We start from the raw sequence: 21,410 nt of genomic DNA on the forward strand, positions 1-21,410 counted from the left end.
TAAACGAGCGGTCACTCTAGGGGTTCAAGCAGCGCTTCACGCTCGGGTAAAGACCTGATCGCATCGACTTCTTGCGCGGTAATGACCCACTCGCCGCGCGCATCCACTGCCACATGCAAGCCGGCCAGCGGACGCTGATCGGCAATCGCCCCCAGCAACACGTCAGACAAACGCGGTGTCAGGCTTTTGCGCAGGATGAAATCGATATTGCGCGCCCCGCTCTCCACTTCCGTGCAGCGCGCGGCGATGGCGTCGGCGACCTCGTCTGCAAACGTCAAACGGACTTTCGACGACGCCAGCAGGCGCTCGCTGAGCCGGCCCAGCTTGAGGCGCACGATGCCCGCCAGTTGCTCGCCACCCAGGGTGAAGAACGGCACGATGGTCATGCGCGCCAGCAGCGCCGGTTTGAAATGCCGGGACAGGGTCGGACGGATCTTTTCCGCCAGGGTGTCCGGGTCGGGCCGCCCATCGACGCACAGGTTCTGGATTTCTTCGGTGGCCAGGTTGCTGGTCAGCAACACCACGGTGTTGGAGAAATCGATCTGCCGCCCTTCGCCGTCGGACAGGCTGCCCTTGTCGAAGACCTGATAGAAAATGTTCACCACGTCCAGGTGGGCTTTTTCCACTTCATCGAGCAGCACCACCGAATACGGACGCTTGCGCACCGCCTCGGTCAACATGCCGCCCTCGCCGAAGCCGACATAGCCGGCGGGCGAGCCCACCAAGCGGCTGACGGTGTGCTTCTCCTGGTACTCGCTCATGTTTACCGAGATCATCGCCTGCTCGCCGCCGAACAAATGCTCGGCCACGGCCAGGGCGGTTTCGGTCTTGCCGACACCCGAGGGCCCGACCAGCAGGAATACGCCCAACGGCTGTTGCGGATCGCGCAGGCCGGATTGCGCGGCCTTGAGGATTTCTGCGATCTGCTCGACGGCGGTGTCCTGCCCGCGAATGCGCAGCTTGAGGTTGTCGGCCAGGGCCAATACGCCGCCCGCCGCATCGCGCAGCACTTTGCCCAGCGGCACGCCGGTCCAGTCGGAGACGACCTGGGCAATCGCATCGGGGCTGACTTCGGTGAACAGCAGCGGCGCGTCGCCTTGCAGCGTGGCCAGGGTTTCACGGGCCTGATCCAGCTCGGCCTGGCGTTCTTCCAGCGAGGCCAGTACCTGCGCAACCTCGCCTTCGGCCGGAACCGGCAGATCCTGTTCTTGCAGGGTCAGTTGCTTGCGTGCTTCAAGGACGCGCAGCGCCGCGTCACGCTCGGCCAGCCAGCGGACTTCCAGCGCACCACGACGTTCGTCGATGTCGGCCTGTTCGTCGGCGATATCGGTCAGGCGCTGGTCTTCCACAGGGAAACCATTGCCACGGTCGCGCTCCAGGGCGCTCTGTTCACGCGCCAGGCCGGACAACTGCCGCTCCATGCGCTCCAACTCGGCAGGCTTGATGCCCAGGCCGATCCGTACCCGGGCGCTGGCGGTGTCGAGCAAGTCCACGGCCTTGTCCGGCAGCAAACGTCCGGTAATGTAGCGATCCGACAATTCGGCGGCGGCAACGATAGCGTCATCACGCACGCTGACCCCGTGGACTTTTTCGTAGTGGCCCTTGAGCCCGCGCAAGATCAACACGGCGGTTTTAACGCTCGGTTCGTCCAGTTTGACCAGTTGGAAACGGCGCGCCAGGGCCGGGTCTTTCTCGAAGTACTTTTTGTACTCCGACCAGGTCGTGGCAGCGATGGTGCGCAGCTCGCCACGGGCCAACGCGGGTTTGAGCAGGTTGGCCGCATCCGAGCCACCCGCCGCGCCGCCGGCGCCGATCAGCATGTGCGCTTCATCGATGAACAGGATCACCGGCGTGGTGGACGCCTTGATCTCTTCGATGACGCCGCGCAGGCGGTTTTCGAACTCGCCCTTGACGCTGGCGCCTGCTTCCAGCGCACCGAGATCCAGGCTGAGCAGGCGTGTGTTTTTGAGGAAGTCGGGGACTTCATTCTGGCTGATCAACAACGCCAACCCCTCTACCACGGCGGACTTGCCCACACCTGGTTCGCCCACCGCGATGGGGTTGTTTTTACGCCGCCGGGCGAGGATGTCGATCATCTGGCGAATCTCATCATCGCGCCCGAAAATCGGGTCGATGCGCCCCGCCGCTGCCTTGGCGGTCAGGTCCTCGCAAAAGCGCGCGATATTGTCTTCGGCAGCGGGCGCAACACCGCCAGCACTGCCCAGCGAAGCGGAGGCCGTGCCGGTCTGCAGGCTGTCCAGCGGACCTTCACTGGAACCGCCCAACAGCTGAGCGAACTCTGCCGTCAGGGCATCGGTGGAAATCGGCTTGAGCAGTTCGCCATAACGGGTGCCGGCGGTGTAGTAACCCAGGCGCGATACCAGCGCCAGCAACAGCGAGCCGCCACGAATCCGCCCGGTGCCGACCACCAGCGAGGCAATCAGCCAGGCGTCCTGAATCCACTCAGTGAGCAGGCCGGCGAACACCGGCCGCCCGGGGTTGCCGTTTTTCAGTTGCGCCAGGCCCTCATCCAGCAACGCACGCAGGCGCAGCGGATCGATCTCGAATCGAGCGAGGATGCGCGTCGTATCGGCATCCGGATCTTCCAGCAACTGGCGCAGCAGGTGCTCCAGGGAAATCTCGTAGTGAGCGCGCGCCAGGGTCTGGCCCGCCGCGTTCTCCAGGGCCTTGGTGCTGTACACATTGAGCCGTGCGAACAGCGGTTTGAGTTCTACCTGAATCATCTAGCGAGCCCTCTCTTCGAGCATTGGTCCGTGTTCGGCCGTCAGCATGAATACAACGTCGTCCTGTGTGTCACCGTCACCGAGCCAGGTATCCAGGCCCAGCCGCTGCCAGCCGCCCCCCAGCGAAGCGCACTGCTGCTTATCTGCCGCAAGCCGCATGACCAGTCGGCTGCGTAGCGGTGTCTGCAGATACAACGCCACCAACCGTTCAAGTTTTTGATACAGCGCTTGCCCCGGCAATAACCCGTGAAAATCCGCGCGACTCAGTGACGTCAGGCGGATATCCAGCGTGCCGCTGCGGTCCATGACTTCACGACCGAGCAGGCTGTTTTCGCCCAACACACCGCACTGCATGCCCAGGTAAGTGCGCGCCGCACGGTCGATGCGCAGACGCGTCTCGACACACGGCACGACTTCCACCGCGACATCACCGAGCACGGCCTTGACCAGTTGCTGCAGACCAAGGGCCGAGCGCGGGTACTGGTTGAACAAACCGGCATACCGCAGCAAATCGTTGGATTGATCGCGCTGCTCCGGACGCGCGTCCGCAATGCCGATCAGCGCCTGCAGCTGGCGCAGGCTCTTGACGTCGCGCCGCTCGGTAATGTCGATCCAGATCCGGTGTTTTTCCCAGGCGCGGAACAGCAACGGATAGAGCGAGGCATGCAGGATGTCGAGAAAGTCACGTCCCGCTGAGTGGCCCAGCAGTTGCTCGTCGATCAGGTCTTCGGTGTAAAACGTCGGCAACGGCGAGGTGACGCCATACAGACCGAAAAAGTTCGCCTCGATCCGATAGCGACCGTCTCCGTCCTGCTCGATCCCCTCGATATCCCGCAGCGGAAACCCAAGCCCCAGACGCGGCCGGACCCGCACGTTGTCGACGAAGCCTTTTTCGCTCGGGAAACGTAACCGCAACAGGCGCAAGGCCTGGAAAAACCCGAACTCGCCGCCGTCATCGAGCAGCGGATCGATCACAACAGGCGTTGGTGCCCGATCTTCGCTGGCCATTTCAAGGTCTCGTGGTTGACGCTGTCGAACAGCGTGAAAGCGGTAAAGCTGTTGATGGCCGTACAGCCGGCGAAAAACTCATCGAGCACACAACCGAACAGGTAGAAATTGCCGGGGCTGAGAAAATAGTCGCCCCGGCACTCGACCCGGACCTCACTGCCTTCGATCGGCAGCCCACGAATAAAGCGCCGCTCGTGACTGACGGTGACGTTTTCGATGGCATCGATGCGGCGCTGGTTGGCGTCCTGGGCACCTTCGCCGACACTCGGCAAATACAGCGCGAGCAGGCCGCGCAGGTAGTCGCGATCGGCCAGGCGGAAGTGGTTGGCATTGAGCTGCGAGAGCATGCGCCACAGCAACTTGTCGTCGAACTTGGGCGGCTGGCACGGGGTAATGCCACGGATGCTCTTGAACTCGACCCTGGGCGGTGTGTTGTCGGTTGGCTGGTTCAAATCGCCCAGGCGCAGGCTTTCCGGCAACTTGCCATTGGTGCAGAGCAAGCCGATGGACAAGGTCATCTCGCCCGGCACTTTGCCTTCGCTGTAGGGCAGGCTCAGATAGTGGTCATAGCCTTGGGCATCGATGCTCGAGGCGCGGATGCGCAGGTTATACATGTCGCGCTGCGAGAAGGTATTGAACGGTTCTAGCAGCCGCTCGCCGCCTGCGGCGGAATAAGCACTGACCTTGAGCACCGAATGAATCCGCATGCTCATGCGCTGGCCATGGTCGGCAGGCTGGATGCGATAGTCGACTTGCTTGTGGTCGATGCGCAGCGGGTGCGCGTCCTGGGCGAACAGATTGATCGCTGGCGTCACCCCCAGCAAAAAGCTGTTGGCCGACAGATTCGGTGCCCAGTCCGGCAGGTTTTCGAACATCAGGCGCACGCTGAAACGCCCGTCGGCGCCTCTCGCTCGCCATTGTTTGAACCCGCAAAGCTCGATAAACAGGAATTTCTCGGGCAGCGCGAAGTATTCCTGCAGGCAACGATAGGCCGGGTGCGCGGTATCGGGAAACGGCAGCAAGGTGTTGCTCGCATCGAATCCCAGGCCACGCAAATGGCTGGCCGGCAGGATGGTCATCGGCTGCTCTTGGGCGCAGATACGAATCTCACGCAGGTTGAGCTGCAGCAGACGCAACAACTTGGAGCCATCGGCCAGGCCATCACCCAGATAGAAACGCAGGCTGTCGGCCCGCCAGCTATTGGGATCGGCGGTGGTAAATGCGAAGTCCAGAACCAGGCTGCGTTCTTCACCGGCGGCGCCGTCCCAGCGGCTACCGACCAGTTGCAACGGCTCCAGATCGACCGCCGCAGTGCTGCGAAAGCGCACCCGCTGGCCATCGACCGGCACCGAGGCAATTTCGCATCCGGGCTCGATACGCGAGACCTCCTGCAATGCCCCACGCGGCTGAAATTGCAGCAGCGTCAGGCAGGGCAAGGGTTGCAGGTAATGGGGATAGAGCAGCTGCGCCAACTCTTGAATGAACTCGGGAAACTCGTCATCCAACCGTTGGCGAACCATTCCGGTAAGAAACGCCACGCCTTCGAGCAAGCGCTCGACATCCGGGTCATTGGCCGAGTCTACCCCCAGCAGCGGCGCCAGGGCCGGGTTGCGGCGAGCAAACTCATCGGCCAGACGCCGCAGTTGGTTGAGTTCATTTTGATAATGGCTGTTGAGCATGACTTAGTGCATCGCCAGGGACACGCGACCGTCCGAAGACACCCGCGTTGCCAGGTGAATGGGAATGTCCCGATCATCGATCGACACCACGCCTTCAAGACTGAAACTCAGCGACAACACTTCCTGGGCGCCTTCGGCGACCAGGATGCGCGGCGATTTCAAGCGAGGCTCGTAGCGGGCGATCATGCGAGTCATGTTCTCGATTATTTGCGTGGTCTCGCCGGTCGCAAACGAACCGGCCAGATTGGTGAAGTCGGGTACGCCAAACTCGGCGTCGATAGGCACGCTGCCGCGCCGGGTATTCAAAATGCGTTGCAGATGCTGGACGATCGACTGCGTCAACACTTCCGCCTGGGTCAGGTGCGTGCGACCGGTTTCGACCTGCAGGCTTGTGATGCGCTCCAGCAATCGTTTTTCTCTCAACGCGGTGTACCTTCTGCGATAGCAAGAACGCCGCCCTGGAACAGGGCGGCATTGAACAGTCGAGCCTGGCTTACGCTTTTGGCGCCAACCACGAGTCTTCGGCTTCGATACCGTCCGGAACCCAGGTCCAGACGATTTTTTCGTAGGTGATGCCGATGTCTTCCATATGGCCCATTTGCTTGAACTCAGGGTTCAATACGTTTGGCACCCAGGTGTGGGCCGAAACGAGCACGGCATTGCTCAGGGTGATGGTGTAGTACTTTTCTTCGGTGCCTTTAGGCGAGATCCGATAGAACTCCAGCACAACAGACTTGAGCTGCTCGCCGGAAGTCAGGGCTTGCAGCAACTTTGGAGAGGACTTGTCGATTTCTTTGGTCAGGGTCATGCCCTGGTGAACACGCTTACCAGCAGGCAGGCCGGTCTGCGGATTCTTCGGAATATCGATCAGGTGTTCGACGGCCTGAACAAGGATCATTCCTTCATGACCGGTAACGGTGCTGGAACCTTCGATCTTGCCTTGGTTCTGGCCTTCGATACTCAAGTAGCATGGCATTGGCATAACGTGTACTCCGGGGTTAATCAGTTAGTTTTCAGGCATCGATCAAAGCCTCTGGCCCTGTCTCGCTGCGTTGAATCCATCTTATGGAAACGCCGAGGCAATGACCCTCGGGTGAACACCTGAATGGGCAACGGCTGCGTTGCCCATTCGCGCTTCCGATCAGCTCTTGTCGAGCTTGCCCACCAGCGACAGCGTGAAAGACGCGCCCATGTACTTGAAGTGCGGGCGAACTTTCAAACCGACGCGGTACCAGCCTGGATCCCCTTCGACGTCGCTGACGGTAATGTCCGCCTGACGCAGTGGACGACGGCTGCGCACACCGGCTGCGGGGTTATCCATATCGGCCACGTACTGGCGAATCCAGGTGTTGAGTTCTGACTCCAGGTCGCCGCGCTCTTTCCAGGTGCCGATGTTTTCGCGCTGGATGACCTTGATGTAATGGGCCAGGCGACTGACTACAAAGATGTACGGCAGTTGGGTGCCCAGTTTGTAATTCAGCTCGGCTTCCTTGCCTTCTTTGTCATTACCGAAGAACTTGGGCTTCTGGCACGAGTTGGCGGAGAAGAACGCCGCGTTGTCGGTGTTCTTGCGCATGGTCAGTGCGATAAACCCCTGCTCGGCCAGCTCAAACTCGCGGCGCTCGGAAATCAGCACTTCGGTCGGGATCTTGGTCTGGGTTTCACCCATGGCCTCGTAGTTGTAGATCGGCAAATCACCGACGGTGCCGCCACCCTGTGGGCCAATGACGTTGGCGCACCAACGGTACTGGGCAAAGCTGTCGGACAGGCGACTGGCAAAGGCAAACGCGGCGTTGCCCCATAGGAAGTCCTGGTTACCACCCCCGACGTTTTCGTTGTAGCGGAACGTCTTGGCGGGAATCGTGTCTTCGCCATACGGCGTGCGCAGCAGGAAGTGCGGCAACGTCAGGCCAACGAAACGCGCGTCGTCGCTTTCGCGAAAGGCGTTCCATTTGGTGAACTGCGGCCCCTCGAAGACGGCTTGCAGATCCTTGAGGTTGGGTAGGTCGGCAAAGCTGTCGATGCCGAAGAACTGTGGTCCGGCCGAGGCGATGAAGGGCGTGTGAGACATCGCCGAAATGGCCGCGACCGATTGCAGCAACTTCATGTCCTGCGGGCCCGGGTTGAACTCGTAGTTACCAATGATCGAGCCGAACGGCTGGCCACCGAACTGGCCGAACTCTGCGGTGTACACCGCCTTGTACAGACCCGAACGGGTGATCTCGGGCGCATCCTCGAAATCTTCGAGCAGCTTCTCTTTGGAAACGCTGAGGATTTCCAGCTTGTTGTTCTCGCGAAAATCCGTGCGGTCGACCAAAAACTTCAGCGAGCGCCAGGACGATTCCAGCTTCTGAAATTGCTGGTGGTGAATGATCGCGTCGACTTGCCGACACAGCTTGGCATCCAGCGTGGCGATCATGTCGTCGATCAATCCGGCGCTGACCTTCTCGGACTGCCGGGCAGGCTCGAGCAGCTCGGCGACAAAGGCTTCGAGGCCCTGACGGGTGACGGCATACGCCTCGTCGCCCGGCTTGACGCGAGTCGCTTCCACCAACTGATCCAACAGGGAAACCGACTCGACCGCCTGGCCGGTGGCGTTCGCTGCCTGACTCTTTTCTTCGCTCATGGGTTATTCCTTGTCCTTTACGCCGAGTTCCGAGAGCAAACGCTCGCGGGCACCGTCATCGTTCATCAGGGCCTGAAGCTGCTTGCGAAATTCCGGCAAATTGCCCATCGGCCCTTTCAAGGCCTTGAGCGAATCACGCAGGGCGATCAGCTGCTGCAACTCGGGAACCTGGGCCACGATGGCATCCGGCTCAAAATCGCGAATGGACTGGAAGGTCAGCGATACCGGGAGCTGCTCGTCCTCTGGCGCGTTTTCCGCCAGACGATTGGGTACCGCCAGCTGCAGGCTCAGGTTCTGGCCCTTGAGCACATCGGTGAAGTTGTCTTTGTCGACGCGGATCGGTTTGAGGTCTTCAACCGGCGTATCGTCTTCACGCAAGGTGAAATCGCCGATCACCAGTTGCTTGAGCGGCAGCTCGACCTGTTCCTGCGCGCCGCCGGTGTCAGAGCTGTAAACAATATTGACGCGCTCTTTAGGCGCGACCGAACCTTCACTAGCCATTAAATCTCACTCCTGTTTACCGGACTCGCTCAACGCAGCCGTTAGAAAACTCATGGCATGGATATGCACACGCCTGCCAGGTATTGCCTGTTGCTCATTCAACTTGCCGGCTCGCTGGCCAAACGCCAGAAAGCCGGCAAATCCATTGCTGCCAACTGTTGCCCCCACAACGCTCTCGAACCGCCGTCTTCATGCGCCAGGGCCAACTCCAATAACGGCCGGACCAGATCCGGCTCCCAACGATCGAGGCCCTGCTCCGTCGCTTCCTGGAGCAATACATCCACGGCCACACGCAACTGCGCGCGAGGGTCGAAACGCTGTAGCAAATGGCATTGGGCGGCGCGCAGGCGAAACCGCTCGCGGCCGCTGCCAGCCTCTCGCACGGCAGCCTGCAACCGCGCCAACGCTTCGTTCAAACGGCCTTGCGCGGCATCACGCCCGACCTCGTCGATCAGCGTCTGCAGCCCATCCGTGGCGCCGCTGCTCGTCGCCGGTGCCAAACCTTCGAGCCAACTGCGGGTTGCGCCATCGGCGAACGGTTGGCCGTCGGCGAATGTCAGCTCGACCAGCGACGGCAAGCGCGCCAGAAAATGCCGGGTTTCCAGGGCCAGGCTGGCGGCACCGGCCATCGCCGCCGAACCCAGTCGTGAGAGCGCGGCATGACTGGCCCGATTGAGGTCCAGCCAAAAGGGATAACTCGTCAACCGACCTTCGCAAAAGCGCACGATGTCCAGCGGCTCGCCAGCGCTTTGCAAGCGACTGAAACCTTCGAGTTCCGCGTCCGAAGGCGGCGGCAGGCGCGTCGTGTAGCATTGCGCAGGAGGTGCTTGCTCCAGGGTCGTCCAGGCTAATTGGCGATTGAGGCGAAACAGCAACGGCAAGGTCGCTCGAGACTCCAGACAGAACCCCAGCAGCGGCGCCAGCGAGGCAAATACGCTATTGACCGCGTTCTCGATGGCCTCATCGCTCTCAAGACGGCCCAATGGCTGAACCGGCGCGAGGACCAGGGGCGGCACAGGGGCCGAGGGGGCATGCGCAACCGGCGTCGGGATCGCGGTAGGCGCATCGACTGCCGGCAGCACCGCCTCTGACGCAACGGCTGTCGGCTCGGCACTCGCTTGCACCGGCAGCTGCGATAGACGACGACGCAACGCAAAAAAGCTTGGGCCATCGGCGTCACGATCGCGCCAATGGCTATCGATAGCGTCCCAGTCTTCGAGCAGTTGCGCCAATTGCTCTCCGGGCACCGCTTCGAAGCTGCCTTCAAGTTTCACTGCAAGCCACTCGAGCATCCACTCGGCCTGGTTGCGCCGGGCACGCAATCGCGCCGGCGGCGGGGTCAGGGTTTCCCAATACAGCTCAAGCATTTCGCGCACTATATGCACGCCGGTGGCCAGGCCGGAAACGCCTTGCAGGGTGGTCCAGGCACATAACAACCAGACCGCGGCATTAAAATCCTTGCCCTCTTCTCGAAGCACTTTTACACAGGCATCGGCTACTTTCTGCCAATCCACTCCGGACTCGGCGTGGATATTGTTCAATTTATCCACTTCGATTTGCGCGAGCGAAAAAGCCGCGCCTTCCCGAGGGTTGGCGCCAGCAGGATGCGTCAAATTGATCGCAAACGAACCTACTTCCCAGTCGGCGCAACTCATCCGTTACTCCTTACTTCAATAGGTTGTTTGATACATCGTTGCAGCGTAAAAACTGGCTGCCGCATCGTTGATGCCGCCGGACAAGCATGTGTCAGCCAAGACGTCGGGGCCATCGGGTGAACACCTGAAGTACTCACCGGTTGAAAGTGCCCTTTCAGATCATCGCGCCGAAAATAACAAGGCCAATACCGACCGGACTTTGTTTGAGAAACAAGCACACGCTTTCACAGCGTGCGAAGCACATAAACGCTGTCAAATTCGAATTCGTATCAATCTATCAAGCGCGTTGCAGATGGCTTGACCCTGCGTTGCAACTTTTCAACTATTTTCAGGCGCCCTGCCCCGGTCTTGCCGACGCCTGAAAGTACGCAACAAGTTGGATACAAAGAGGGATTGTCATTACTTTCAGGAAAAAACCGGCTATAAGGAGAACGACACCCCATTCTGACGGGCTGCCGGTAGGGAGCGTGGACATATAGTGGGTAGATCCAACGCCTGTTCACGGGTCGATAACCTAGGCTTTCCGGGCTGTAGTGAATTCATGAACAAATCAGCTTCAGTCATATACGCGCCTAAACACTTCGCCTCCAGGCACGCCCACGATCACTTTGAGGTCAGCGCCGAGCCGGTTGCCAACCAATTGCTGGCCTGGCGTGATCGGGTCGGGCACGTCATTGACGTGCTGCCTACCTCCCAGGCAACCACCACGCACTTCAACGCGAGCATTGACCGCTACACATTGGGTGATCGGGTCTTTACCGACTGCTCGAGCGACGCCTTGTTGCTGGAGCGTTCGATTGCACGCATCTCGACCGACAAGGTCCGGGACTATGTGTTTCAGGTCTTCACCCAAGGCGCAATCGAGTCCATTCGAGGCGGGCCACAGGAACAAGGCACATCCGCCATCGCGAGCATCGTTGCCATGGACATGAACCAGCCGATCAGAATGAGCCGGGGGTGTTGCCGCGTATTGACCTTCTTTGTCGCGCGCCCGGTCGTGGAGGCGGCGCTGCCACATGCCGAGTCGATCCACGGGCGGGTCTTCGAGAATACGACGCCTATGACCCAGTTGATGATCGACCATGTCGAGGCGTTTTCAAGAAAACTGCCCGCTATGACCAGCGCCGAGGCCGCGTCGACATTCGATACTGCCGTTCAACTCATGCTCGCGGCATTTTCGAAACAGGCCAAGCTGGGTGGGCACGCGCGGGCGGCAGCGCGCAGCGCGATGTTCGATAAAGCCAGGCGTTATGTGCAAAACAACCTGTATCAACCCTGGTTGACGCCAGAGTACGTGCTGATGGCCATGCAGCTACCCCGCGCCACGCTCTACCGTCTGTTCCAGCATGAGGGTGGATTGGGTCGCTATATCCTCAACTGCCGCCTACGCGAAGCGGCAGACGAACTGGTGCGCTATCCGGACCGCCAGGTGATTGAGATCGCCTACAGCCTGGGGTTTAACAGCGCATCGGCGTTTACCCGCGCGTTTCGTCGCCGCTATGACCTGGCGCCGCAGGACCATCGCCTGATGGCGGCACAGCGCATGGGCAAAGTTATGCCGGGTAACCGTAACGTCGCCGGCTGGATTGATCAGTGAGCCGGCGAGCGGGATGGAAACTTCACTAACGCGAACAGGCTGACCAATAGCGCACCCAGCAGATACCAGGCAGGCGCCATTGGGTTCTGGGTAATGCCGATCAACCACGTCACAAAAAACGGACAGAACGCCCCAAAGATCGTCACGCCGAAGCTGTAGACCATCGACATCCCAGTGGCACGATGATGCGCCGGAAAAGCCTCCATAATCATCACGGTGGCGACACCGTTGTTGCCCATCGCTACAGCCGAATAGACGCAGATAATCAGCAAAGAGGCCAGCTCGCCAACACCATGGGTCAAGGCGAGAAATACCGGATAAACCAGCAGGATGCTGATGATCATCGTCACGTATTGGGTGGGTTTGCGTCGCGGCAGCCGATCGGCGAGCCGGGCAAACAATGGCGCGGCGATGAACAGCACCGCACTGGAAAAGCACGCCGAGAGCAAGCTCATCTTCGGCGACATGCCTAACGTGCGGACCAGATAGGTCGGCATATAGAGCACCATCAGGTAGATGCTTGCGGTGGGGGTTGCCATCATCAAAATCCCCAGCAATAGCTGGGGTCGGTGGCTTTTCAGCAAGACACGCAGCGACGGTAGCTGGATACCGCGCCGTGCTGTCTCCACCATATTGCGCCGAATGAACCACCCAAACGGCGCGATCAAAAGCCCCAGCACGAAAGGGATGCGCCAGCCCCAGGCCAACAACTGCTCGGGCGTCAGCAACGAGGTCGTTGCGGCACCGACGACAGCCCCCAACAACACTGCGGCAGCCTGGCTGGCAGAGCGCCAACTGACCAGATAGCAGCGTTGATTGCGGGCCGCCAGCTCCATCAGCACCACCGACGACACCCCGATCTCCCCTCCGGTCGCGAACCCCTGCAGCAACCGCGAGACGACCAGTAACACCGTTGCGGTGACGCCGATAGAGGCATGAGTCGGCATGAAAGCGATCAAGGCGGTACCGGCTGCCATCAATAAATTGGTGACATTCAAACCGGCTTTTCGCCCTTTGCGGTCTGCAAGGTTGCCGATCACGATTGCGCCCAGCGGGCGCATCGCGAAACCGATGCCAAACGTCAGCAACGCCATCAGCAACGAGGCGAAGGAACTGTCCGATGGGAAAAAAAGTTTGCCGATGATCACGGCAGAAAAGCTGTATACCGTGAAGTCGTAGATCACCAGGCCATTGCCAATGACTGTCGCCAGTATCACTTTCTTCGATTGCCTGGAGGCGACCGGACAATCGCCAGTTTCAAATTTCGACATATAAACGCAAGTCCCGTCGAATAAATCAAAGCACGCTGGGTAGCGAACAGGTGGGCAAACAAGGCCCCTCCTGGGCACGTACCGCGCTAAGAGCCGGAGAGACTGGCTATCGGCCATATAGCGCCGTCCTGGCGCGTGCATCCTACGGAACAATGTCAGGCTTGTATGTAACCTGTTTATAACGCAAGCACACGTGTATCCCAGGTGGCTTAGCATTTTTTACAGCCGCCCCGCGAACCTCCTCGCCTTCATTTGGCGCGCCAGGCCTACAGCCGAAACAGTCAACGACGCTGATGCATGGATTGCAGAATCGCCGCAGCAATATGCTCAAGGGGCAATTCACGCTCCACCGCCCCCAGCTTGAAGGCTTCCTTGGGCATGCCGTACACCACACACGACTCTTCATCCTGGCCGAGGGTGCGGGCACCGTTATCGTGCATCTCCTTCAGGCCACGGGCGCCATCGTCCCCCATGCCCGTCATGATGATGCCCAGCGCGTTGCCCCCGGCACTGCGGGCAACCGAGCGAAACAGCACATCCACCGACGGGCGATGTCGGCTGACGGGAGGGCCGTCGACAATTTCAACCTGGTACTGGGCACCGCTGCGCTTGAGTAACATGTGCCGGCCACCGGGTGCGATCAATGCACAACCCGGGACGACTCGGTCGCCATGCTTGGCCTCTCTGACCTCGATCTCGCACAGCCGATTGAGGCGCTCGGCAAACGCCGCAGTGAAGTGTTCGGGCATGTGCTGCACAATCACGATGCCTGGGCACACCCTGGGCAAGGCGGTCAACACCAGCTCCAGGGCTTGAGTCCCGCCCGTGGACGTACCGATGGCGACGATGTTTTCGGTGGTGCGCGCCATTGCCTGAGTGCTCGCCGGCAGTATGACGTCGGCATTCAGCTTGACGGGGGCTCGCTCCCCGGACGGCACCATACGCTTCATGTTGGCCCGGGCTGCGGCCTTGACGGCACCGGCCAGTTCATCGGAACTGTCGGTCAGAAACTGGCGCAAATTGAGTTGTGGCTTGGTCACGATACTGACCGCACCGGCAGCCAGTGCCTGCATGGTGGTGGCCGCGCCCTTCTCGGTCAACGTGGAGCAGATGACCACCGGTGTGGGGTGTTCTGCCATCAGTTTCTTGAGGAACGTAATGCCATCCATCCGTGGCATCTCGACGTCCAGCACAATGACATCCGGCCATTGCTTGTTCATTTTGTCCATGGCGAACACGGGGTCGGCCGCCGCGCCGATCACCTCAATCGCGGGGTCTTGTCCCAAGGTCGCGGTCAGCACCTGACGCACCACGGCGGAATCATCAATGATCAGCACTTTGATAAGGCTCATGTCGCACGCTCTCCATGAGGGCTGCTTTGGGGTTGCGGCAGGGCCAGGTAGTTGAGCGCAATGTCGCCATTGGCGAGATCGAACACCACGGTCCGATAACCCACGCCTTCCACGTGGAAGTTTTGGCAGTGCAACTGATGTAAATCGAGCAGGTACCTGGCTTGCTCGACATTGCGTTGCCCGACGTAATGATTGTCCGGACGCACAAGCCCTGGAAACATGTTGCCACCGCCAAATACGCTGATTCTGAACTCGGCTGGCTTGGCGTTACTCGCGTGTATTCGACCGAGCAACAATTGGAACGCCTCATCGCCGTAGCGACCATCCAGGCCACCTGAATTCGCCGCTGCGCGCTGGGGCAGCAAGTAGTGACACATGCCCCCCAACAAATGCCGCGGGTGCCAGAACAGCAAGGCCACACACGAGCCCAGCACTGTACGTAGCCGAATCGCGCCTGCACCGAAAAACCAATCGCCGGGATTAAGGAAAATCTCACGGGAGTCGGGCATGTGGCCTCCGGTAGATTGAAGGCTTGACCAGCCGCAGTTCATCGGTGACGCCATTGAGGCTCTCCGAGTGGCTCACCAGAAAGTACCCGCCGGGCTTGAGGTGGCTGACCAGCCGTCTGACGACCTGGACTTTGGTATCGCTGTCAAAATAGATCATCACGTTGCGCAGGAAGATCACGTCAAACATCCCCAGTTTGGGCAACGGATTATTCAAATTGATGGCCTGGAAATCGATCCGCGACGCCAGCGCCGGGTCGACAATGAAGCAACCGTGGTTGGCGCCGACCCCCTTGAGGCAATATTTGTTGAGCAGTGCTTCGGGTATCCCACGTATAGCTTCCAGGGGGTAACGCCCTTCGCGGGCCTTGTCCAACACGCGGCTGCTGATGTCCGACGCCACAATCTCCCAGGGCCGGCCGGCGAGGTTGTCCGCCAGGACCATCGCCAGGGTATAGGGCTCTTCTCCGCTTGAGCAGGCGCCACTCCATACGCGCAAAGGCCCGCTGCCGCGCAGTTCGGGAAGCGCCACGTCGCGCAGGAAGTCAAAATGCTTGGGCTCGCGAAAGAAATAGGTTTCGTTGGTGGTCAGCATGTCGACCGCCACCTGTAGTTCCGTACTGTCCTTCATCAACACCTTGTAGTAAGCGCCGTAGGTATTGAGCTTGAACACTTGCAGGCGCTTGGCGAGCCGAGCGCTTACCAACTGTTTTTTGGCATCGGACAGGCTGATGCCCGCGATTTGGTGAATGAGGGTGCGAAATTGCTGGAACTCGGCGTCGGAGAGAATCACGTTCATAACGACGTGCCCGAGGATTCAAGGCTTGCCAGCGCATCGACCTGTTCCAGGGACAACACCCGACCGATGTCCAGCAGCAGTACGAAACCGCTCTCCAGTTTGCCGATACCCAACAGAAAATCGGCCCTGACATCGGTACCGAAATTCAACGAGGGTTCGATGTCCTGCTCGGCGATTTCAAGGACTTCGCTGACCGCATCCACAATGATCCCCACCGGCTTGCGCACGGCATTGGTCTGTACCTCAAGGATCACAAAGCAGGTTTTTGAGGTCTGCACCGTGCGTTCGCCGCGAAAGCGCACGCCCAGGTCCAGTACCGGCACCGCAGCGCCTCGCAGGTTAATCACGCCGCGTATGCTGGGGGGTAACAACGGCACGCTCGTAATCGGCCCATATTCGATGATCTCTCGAACATTGAGCGTACCGACGGCGAACATCTCATTGCCCAGCTCAAAGGTGAGGTATTGGCTGGGGCTTGAGGCCGTGGAATTGCGTGGACTTTCGATGGATAGCGCCATGATTCACCTCGGATCAATTACTTTCCGGTCGCGCCTGGAGGCGCGGCCGTATGCGTCACGGTCACATCAAGCCGGCCATCTCATCGACACACAAAACATGCTCAATTTGCAGCAGCGTGACAAACTCGCCTCGCACCTTGGTCATCCCGCGGATGAAGTCGGTACGAATATGGTTGCCAAAAGCCGGGGCGGGCTTGATATCGATATCGAGTATCTCGATCACTTCACTGACCGAGTCCACCACCACGCCCAAGACCTGGGACTCGCCCTCCTTCGCCGCCTCCAGAATGACGATGCACGTTCGGTTGCCCAATACCGTCACCCCCTTGCCGAACCGCGCCTTGAGGTCTACGACCGGCACCACCGAACCGCGAAGGTTAATGACCCCTCGCAGGAACGACGGCATCATCGGCACGGTTGTCACCTGGTTGTATTCGATGATTTCACGAACACTCAGTGTGTTGACCGCATACATTTCCTGAGCAGCCAGGAAGGTCAGGTACTGCAAGGGTTCATCGACTTGCAGCGCTGGCTCACTAGTGCCTGGCGTAACGGCTGAGGCACTCATGGGTCAACTCCCGAAGCGGACGAAACCGCCCTCCGCCGAACGGCTATCCTGGTCAAACGTGGACGCCGCACGGCTGACGACGGGCATCGAGACCGCCCGCCCGGCACGCTTGCTCTGTACGGTGAAAAAGCCCATCAACTCCTGCAACTGCTCGGCCTGGCCGCTCATCTCCTCGGCCGTTGCCGCCAGCTCTTCGGATGCCGACGCGTTTTGCTGCGTCAGTTGGCTCATCTGCGACATCGCGCTGTTGATTTGCTCGGAGCCGATGGATTGCTCTTCCGAGGCGGCCGCAATTTCCTGCACCAGGTCCGATGTCTTGGCAATCGACGGCACAATCTCATCAAGCAGGTTGCCCGCCCGTTCAGCCAAGGCCACGCTGTTCTTGGCCACTTCACTGATTTCCTGCGCGGCAATCTGGCTACGCTCAGCCAATTTGCGCACTTCTGCCGCCACTACCGCGAACCCTTTGCCGTGCTCGCCGGCACGCGCCGCTTCGATCGCTGCGTTGAGCGCCAACAGATTGGTCTGGTACGCGATGGAATCGACGATGCCGATTTTTTCGGCGATGGTCTTCATCGCCGCCACAGTGTCCTTCACGGCTCGACCACCTTCGGAGGCTTCTTTGTTGGCTTTGCCTGCCATGCCGTCGGTGACCTTGGCATTTTCGGTGTTCTGGGCAATGGATGCCGACATTTGCTCCATCGACGCCGAGGTTTGCTCCACCGATGCGGCCTGTTCGGACGCCGATTGAGCCATGCTTTGGGCCGTGGCGGAGATCTCCTCAGAAGCACTGGACAGCGAGTCAGCCGAGCCGCGCACTTCGCCGATGATTTCCGAGAGTTTTTCCACGGTACCGTTGACTGAGTGCTTGAGCTCTAGGAACTTGCCTTGATAGTCACCGTCGATGCTACGGGTCAGGTCGCCGCCGGACATTGCCGACAACACATCCATGGCTTCGGTAATCGGCACGATGATCGCGTCCAGCGAACCATTGATACCCAGGATGATGCGGCGGAAGTCACCCTGATGCCGTGTAACGTCAGGGCGAGTGTCCAGTTTGCCGATCAGCGCGCTGTCACTGATCTGGCGGGTGTCGTCGACGAGCGCCAGGATATTGGCCCGCAGTTGCTCGATGTTCTCGTTGATAAAGGCTTTTTTGCCGGGGAATTGCTCAAGGGGTGCCGACAGATCGCCTTCGCCGAATGAACGGATACAGGCCATGGCCTTTTTCTTCACACTGATATGGCCGCCGACCATTTCATTGATGCCCCGCCCCATATCACGGTACGAACCCGAGAAGCGATCGACGTCGATCATGACGTCAATGTCACCTTTTTCGTGCTCGCTGGACATGTGCTGCATTTCATTGATCAGCGCCAGGATATTGGTGCGCAACAACTCAATATTTTCATTGATAAAGGCTTTTTTGCCAGGGAAGCGCTCAAGCGGCGCCGACAAATCACCTTCGCCGAAGGAGCGGATACAGGCCATGGCTTTTTTCTTGACCGCGATGTGGCCGTTGACCATAGCGTTGATGCCCTGGGCCATGGAACGGTAACTGCCATGAAAGCGGCCGGCATCGATCTGTACGTCGATGTCGCCCTTATCGTGTTCACTGGACATACGGTCCATCTCCACGACCAATTCATTCAAGCTCGCCCCTAACTGCTGCATGCTCGCCATCAGGCTGGTGGTGTCACCCGCCTTGAGCGTCGCCTTGGCATTCAGCTCGCCGGCGGATAACCGTGCAGCAAAGGCTCGAACCGCCGAAGGCTCAGCACCGAGTTGGCGCATCAGGTTACGCCCCAGCAAGCTTCCCATCAGTACGGTAGCCAACAGGGTCAGGCCGCTCACCAACAGGATGATGTAGCGCGCGTTTTGCTCGGTGGCGGTGGCGAGCAATTGGCCCTTGCGCCCCAGTTCCAGGTTGTAATCACGCAGGTCGCTGATCGCCGTCAGCACCGCGTTCTGCAGTGGCTGGCTCGCCTCAATCAATGCGCGGGCCGAGGCTTGATCACCGTTGTCGATGAACTTGTCGAAATGCGCCTGCAAGGTGGCAAACTCACCCAGGTGGCCGCGCAGTTGCGTCAACAGTGACGCGTCATGGTCGTCGGAGATCAACTTGGCCTGATAATGATCCAGGGCTTTGCCAATGACACTGAAGTTCTGTGCCACGCTGTCGGCGTAACTCGGCACGAGATTTTTTTCAGGACCGTTCAAACGTTGCCATTCCAAGGCGTGAAGGTTGGTGAACGCCGCTGCGGCACGGTCGATCTCCAGCAAGCTCGGCACTGTGTTGACGTTGGCATAGCTGGCGCTCGTATTGATTTCATCGGTCAGGTAAAAACTGGTGCCACCCAACACGACAACACCCAGCACTGCCGTGAAAACCAACAACATGATATTTCTGATAACGGTCATGGCGAGGAACTCCTGATGACGCTTCATTGAGTCGATAAAGGACTTTGGATTGAGCGGTGGGTGGCGTCCTTGGCAACGAGTCCTAACAAATTGGGTATATCCAGAATCAGGGCGACAGCTCCGCTGCCTAGGATGGTGAAACCACCCAGTCCATGGGCCTCACCAAACACTTTGCCCAATGGCTTGATCACGGTTTGGAACTCCCCCTGCAAGCGATCGACCACCAAGCCGGCACGCATGCCTGCGTATTGCACAACGACCACGTTTTCGCGGTTACCTCGAGGCTCTTGCACGTCAAACATGTCCCGTAACCGCAGGATCGGCAGCACATCGCCGCGCAGGTCCAGGTAGCCGGTTTCGGCGCCCTGCCCGGGCGCCAGCTCGATGCACTCCTCCACCATGTTCAACGGAATGACATAAGAGGCCTTGCCCACCCCGATCAGAAAACCGTCGATGATTGCCAGCGTCAGCGGCAGACGAATCCGCACCGTCGTGCCCTGCCCTTCTTCACTCTCCAGACTCACGTTGCCGCGCAAAGCGGTGATATTGCGCTTGACCACGTCCATGCCCACGCCTCGGCCCGACAGGTTGCTGACCTGGTCGGCCGTGGAAAAGCCCGGCTCGAAAATCAAATTCAGAATGTCTTTATCCGCCGGTTGTTGGCCGTCACCCACTAGGCCACGCTCGCGGGCCTTGGCCAGGATTTTGTCCTTGGCCAGGCCGCCGCCGTCATCCGAGACCTCGATTACAATGCTGCCGGATTCGTGATAGGCATTCAGGCGCACCGTGCCCTGGGCAGGCTTGCCCCGTTGCAGGCGAATCGACGCGGGCTCGATGCCATGGTCCATGGCGTTTCGCACCAGATGCGTCAGCGGGTCGCCGATACGCTCGACGACCGTCTTGTCCAGCTCGGTTTCGCCACCGCCGATGTGCAGCACGATGTCCTTGCCCAGCTCTTTGGAGACGTCCCGCACCACCCGCTGGAAACGCGTGAATGTCGCGCCAATCTGCACCATACGCAGGGTCAGTGCCGAGTCACGCACCTCCTCCACCAACCGCGATAACAGACTGGTGGCTTCGATCATCTCGCCAATCCCGCTACGCACCGCCACCAGGTTGGCGCCGGCACCGGCAATGATCAGCTCGCCGACCAGGTTGATCAGTTGATCCAGCTTGGCCGCGTCGACCCGAATCAGATTGCCTTCGTTGCTCGCCGCGCTCTTGGCGGCCTTGATCAGCGGCGTGATCGAATCCTGCGGTGCCTCAAGCTCGCCGTGCGTCTCGGCCGGTGCTTGCTCGCCCTCTTGAGCGACGAGCAAGGCCTGGGATTCAGTCAATGTGCCGCAACGAACCAGCAGCTCGAGCAGCTCGGCGTTGTCTTCGGGCAACGCGTCGAGATGCGCGCGACACGCTTGGACAGTCGCTTGCGGTGCGAGGATCTGTACGAGCGCGTCATCGCGAACAAAATCAAAGGCACCGTCGATGACCTCCCGGGAGGCGTCGCTGGCCAGCGCGAGCTCAAACCCCAGGTAGTTGGTTTCCGGGTCCATTGAGGCTATCGGTGGCAACGCCTCGAACAGGGTGACGGTATGTAGCAAACGCCCCAACGTGCTCAGGTAACGCAGGAACGCCAAGGGGTCCATGCCGTTGCGCAACACATCCGGGCCAAAGCGCAGGGACAAATGCCAGTGGCCGGGACTGTCGCCGCGGTCATCCGCCGCAGGCCTATTATGTTGAGGCGCGGGCGAAGCAGTCGGTACCGAGCCTTCCAGATACAGAGCGAGCCGCTCACCCAGGCGTTGGCCCTGGACCTGCAACGGTTCGTCCAATCGATCAAGGTTGCCATCTTCGGCCAGCAGGTCGATCAATTGGCCAATATGGTCACGGGCGTCGAGAAACAGCGCACTCAACGCCTCGTCGACGCGCACTTCCAGGCTGCGGACCCGATCCAGGACGCTTTCGGCGACATGGGTGAACTCAACGATGGGCATCAAGCCAAACAAGCCGGCCGAGCCTTTGATGGTGTGGGCCACACGGAACAGGCCGTTGATGGTATCCAGGTCCTGCGGCGACTTCTCGATCTGCAGCAGCGCATCTTCCATTTGCAACAAAAGCTCGCGACTCTCCGCAATGAAGGTCTGCAGCACGTCATCCATGTTCATACG

At 59.8% G+C, this 21,410-nt stretch carries 16 protein-coding genes and 2 pseudogenes; 1 reads left to right on the forward strand and 17 read right to left on the reverse strand.

What is annotated here, in order from left to right:
- Positions 1-11: 11 nt before the first annotated feature.
- From tssH to tssA, 8 genes are all read right to left on the reverse strand, one after another.
- Positions 12-2,744, reverse strand: coding sequence for a type VI secretion system ATPase TssH (gene tssH / locus P3S72_RS15685; protein WP_276192997.1), 2,733 nt, complete (start codon positions 2,742-2,744; stop codon positions 12-14).
- On the reverse strand, positions 2,745-3,752 hold the full coding sequence (gene tssG, locus P3S72_RS15690) for a type VI secretion system baseplate subunit TssG (RefSeq protein WP_276192998.1): 1,008 nt from the start codon (positions 3,750-3,752) through the stop codon (positions 2,745-2,747). It lies immediately after the preceding gene.
- Complete coding sequence (tssF, locus tag P3S72_RS15695) at positions 3,716-5,431, reverse strand: type VI secretion system baseplate subunit TssF (RefSeq protein ID WP_276192999.1); 1,716 nt, start codon at positions 5,429-5,431, stop codon at positions 3,716-3,718. The genes tssG and tssF overlap by 37 nt, the downstream gene beginning before the upstream one ends.
- A 3-nt stretch (positions 5,432-5,434) precedes the next feature.
- The gene (gene tssE / locus P3S72_RS15700; RefSeq protein WP_247397922.1) at positions 5,435-5,854 is read right to left on the reverse strand and encodes a type VI secretion system baseplate subunit TssE; all 420 of its coding nucleotides are present in this window, start codon (positions 5,852-5,854) and stop codon (positions 5,435-5,437) included.
- A 70-nt stretch (positions 5,855-5,924) separates the two neighbouring features.
- Positions 5,925-6,413: an Hcp family type VI secretion system effector gene (locus tag P3S72_RS15705; RefSeq protein WP_020291465.1), complete on the reverse strand. Its 489-nt coding sequence runs from the start codon at positions 6,411-6,413 to the stop codon at positions 5,925-5,927.
- A 159-nt stretch (positions 6,414-6,572) separates the two neighbouring features.
- The gene (gene tssC / locus P3S72_RS15710; protein ID WP_276193000.1) at positions 6,573-8,057 is read right to left on the reverse strand and encodes a type VI secretion system contractile sheath large subunit; all 1,485 of its coding nucleotides are present in this window, start codon (positions 8,055-8,057) and stop codon (positions 6,573-6,575) included.
- A gap of 3 nt (positions 8,058-8,060) precedes the next feature.
- Positions 8,061-8,558 (reverse strand): type VI secretion system contractile sheath small subunit, encoded by a 498-nt coding sequence (tssB, locus tag P3S72_RS15715; RefSeq protein ID WP_247397917.1) that lies wholly within the window; start codon positions 8,556-8,558, stop codon positions 8,061-8,063.
- Between the two features lie 98 nt (positions 8,559-8,656).
- Positions 8,657-10,213: a type VI secretion system protein TssA gene (gene tssA / locus P3S72_RS15720; RefSeq protein WP_276193002.1), complete on the reverse strand. Its 1,557-nt coding sequence runs from the start codon at positions 10,211-10,213 to the stop codon at positions 8,657-8,659.
- A gap of 541 nt (positions 10,214-10,754) precedes the next feature.
- Between tssA and P3S72_RS15725 the strand changes: the two genes are divergently transcribed.
- Positions 10,755-11,810 carry a helix-turn-helix domain-containing protein gene (locus tag P3S72_RS15725; protein WP_276193003.1) on the forward strand — a complete coding sequence of 352 codons (1,056 nt, stop codon included), beginning with the start codon at positions 10,755-10,757 and terminating at the stop codon, positions 11,808-11,810.
- On the opposite strand, the gene P3S72_RS15730 is transcribed toward P3S72_RS15725, so the two are convergent.
- From P3S72_RS15730 to P3S72_RS15770, 9 genes and pseudogenes are all read right to left on the reverse strand, one after another.
- Positions 11,804-13,081, reverse strand: coding sequence for an MFS transporter (locus P3S72_RS15730; RefSeq protein ID WP_276193005.1), 1,278 nt, complete (start codon positions 13,079-13,081; stop codon positions 11,804-11,806). The genes P3S72_RS15725 and P3S72_RS15730 overlap by 7 nt on opposite strands.
- A gap of 281 nt (positions 13,082-13,362) precedes the next feature.
- Positions 13,363-14,433 (reverse strand): chemotaxis response regulator protein-glutamate methylesterase, encoded by a 1,071-nt coding sequence (locus P3S72_RS15735; protein WP_276193007.1) that lies wholly within the window; start codon positions 14,431-14,433, stop codon positions 13,363-13,365.
- The gene (locus tag P3S72_RS15740; protein WP_276193008.1) at positions 14,430-14,942 is read right to left on the reverse strand and encodes a chemotaxis protein CheD; all 513 of its coding nucleotides are present in this window, start codon (positions 14,940-14,942) and stop codon (positions 14,430-14,432) included. The genes P3S72_RS15735 and P3S72_RS15740 overlap by 4 nt, the downstream gene beginning before the upstream one ends.
- Entirely contained in the window at positions 14,926-15,738 is an 813-nt protein-coding gene (locus tag P3S72_RS15745) for a protein-glutamate O-methyltransferase CheR (RefSeq protein WP_276193009.1), read from the reverse strand. Before P3S72_RS15745 ends, P3S72_RS15740 begins: the two co-directional genes overlap by 17 nt.
- On the reverse strand, positions 15,735-16,256 hold the full coding sequence (locus tag P3S72_RS15750) for a chemotaxis protein CheW (RefSeq protein ID WP_276193010.1): 522 nt from the start codon (positions 16,254-16,256) through the stop codon (positions 15,735-15,737). The genes P3S72_RS15745 and P3S72_RS15750 overlap by 4 nt, the downstream gene beginning before the upstream one ends.
- 61 nt (positions 16,257-16,317) lie before the next feature.
- Entirely contained in the window at positions 16,318-16,824 is a 507-nt protein-coding gene (locus tag P3S72_RS15755; RefSeq protein WP_276193012.1) for a chemotaxis protein CheW, read from the reverse strand.
- A gap of 123 nt (positions 16,825-16,947) precedes the next feature.
- Positions 16,948-17,970 (reverse strand): annotated as a pseudogene (locus P3S72_RS15760) (methyl-accepting chemotaxis protein); the annotation flags it as partial.
- A pseudogene (locus P3S72_RS15765) lies at positions 17,947-19,272 on the reverse strand (MCP four helix bundle domain-containing protein); the annotation flags it as partial. The pseudogenes P3S72_RS15765 and P3S72_RS15760, both read right to left, overlap by 24 nt.
- Positions 19,269-21,407, reverse strand: coding sequence for a chemotaxis protein CheA (locus P3S72_RS15770; RefSeq protein WP_276193013.1), 2,139 nt, complete (start codon positions 21,405-21,407; stop codon positions 19,269-19,271). The pseudogene P3S72_RS15765 and the gene P3S72_RS15770, both read right to left, overlap by 4 nt.
- Between the last annotated feature and the right edge of the window lie 3 nt (positions 21,408-21,410).

The organism is Pseudomonas sp. D3 (assembly GCF_029320995.1).
Lineage (GTDB): Bacteria > Pseudomonadota > Gammaproteobacteria > Pseudomonadales > Pseudomonadaceae > Aquipseudomonas > Aquipseudomonas paraveronii.